Origin of the sequence: Paraburkholderia sp. SIMBA_053, from assembly GCF_046534895.1 — a bacterium.
Lineage (GTDB): Bacteria > Pseudomonadota > Gammaproteobacteria > Burkholderiales > Burkholderiaceae > Paraburkholderia > Paraburkholderia caledonica.
Window position 1 is genome coordinate 1 of record NZ_JAWRXU010000650.1, and the last position, 273, is coordinate 273.

Annotated in this window: 1 rRNA gene; it reads left to right on the forward strand. The window is 52.7% G+C overall.

Annotation, left to right across the window (positions count from 1 at the left end):
* Window positions 1-273 (forward strand): 16S ribosomal RNA (locus SB753_RS37205); the annotation flags it as partial.

The following is a 273-nucleotide window of genomic DNA, read 5'->3' on the forward strand; positions in this document are numbered from 1 at the left end:
CAAGCGGTGGAGCATGTGGTTTAATTCGACGCAACGCGAAGAACCTTACCTACTCTTGACATCTAGCGAAGATTGCAGAGATGCAGTTGTGCCTTCGGGAACGCTAAGACAGGTGCTGCATGGCTGTCGTCAGCTCGTGTTGTGAAATGTTGGGTTAAGTCCCGCAACGAGCGCAACCCTTATCCTTAGTTGCCAGCACGTAATGGTGGGAACTCTAGGGAGACTGCCGGTGATAAACCGGAGGAAGGTGGGGACGACGTCAAGTCATCATGG